The organism is Spiroplasma endosymbiont of Lariophagus distinguendus (genome assembly GCF_023846195.1).
Classification (GTDB): domain Bacteria; phylum Bacillota_I; class Bacilli_A; order Mycoplasmatales; family VBWQ01; genus Spiroplasma_E.
The window spans coordinates 1-1,050 of the sequence record NZ_JALMUW010000125.1 but is presented as its reverse complement, the minus strand read 5'-3'; the positions used below and the strand labels follow the sequence as shown (position 1 = coordinate 1,050).

The following is a 1,050-nucleotide window of genomic DNA, read 5'->3' as shown; positions in this document are numbered from 1 at the left end:
AAAAAACATTTATTGAACAATATGTTAATCAGATGACTGATAAATTAAAAGCAGTTAATGAAAATATATATACTTTAGAAGTTGAAAGTAAAGAAACTGATAAAGATATAAAAAACAGAAATCTAGACAAAGTAGATAACAGAAGAACCTTAGAAAGAATTAGAAATGAATTATTTAATTTAAAAGAAATAATTCAAGAATCATCTTTTTTTAATGGTAGTTTAAAAGCATTAAAAGAAAATATGACAAAATTACAAGAAGAAAAAACTAAAATATTAAATTTAAAAAAAGAAATTTTAAAAAAAGAAGAATTGAAAGCGGAATTACAAAGTTTAGAAAATTTAATTGCATTAATAAAACAAAAATCAGAAATTGAATTAGAAATTGAAAGATTAGAAAAAAACAAGGAACAATTAACAACAGACATTGATGCAAATAAAGGTCAAATACAATCTATTTTAAATGATAATGAAAGTTCTAAAGAACAATTAATCACAAAAATAGATGAAATAAATTTAAATATTAAAACATTAAATGACAATATAGATGCAAAAACTAATTCAATTTCTTGTTTAGAAAAAGAAATTAAAAGTAATGAAGAAAATATTAGTTTAAAACTAAAAGATTCAGAAAATATTTTTCAAAATATTATAGTGTTACAAGATTGAAGAGATAGTATTTGACGTCGTGTTATTTCACTATTAACTTTTGGCATTTTTTGTAATTACAAAAGTGTTCAAAAAAATTAGATAAAGAATTTGTTAATCGAAGTAATATAAATAAAGAAATTACTGATTTACGAATGGCAAATGAAAAAAAATAAAACAAGAAAAAGATTTGTTTAATGAGATATTAAAACATAAAAAAGAGACAAATATATTAAAGAAAAATTGACTAGTATTAAAAGCACAATTAAGCAAAAAGAATAGTACTAAAGAAATAGAAGATTTAAAAGTGACTAATAGTCAAAAACAATTTTTATTAGAAAATACAATACTAAAAATTAAACAACAAAGAGAAAAATTAAAAAATATTTCAATGTCAATATCG

At 19.6% G+C, this 1,050-nt stretch carries 2 protein-coding genes; both read left to right on the top strand.

Annotated features, from left to right (window positions below):
• On the top strand, positions 1-749 hold a 749-nt coding region (locus tag M0D11_RS06020), incomplete at its 5' end, for a hypothetical protein (protein ID WP_252321006.1).
• 88 nt (positions 750-837) lie between these two features.
• Positions 838-1,050: hypothetical protein (locus M0D11_RS06015; protein ID WP_252321004.1), on the top strand; the 213-nt coding region annotated here is incomplete at its 3' end.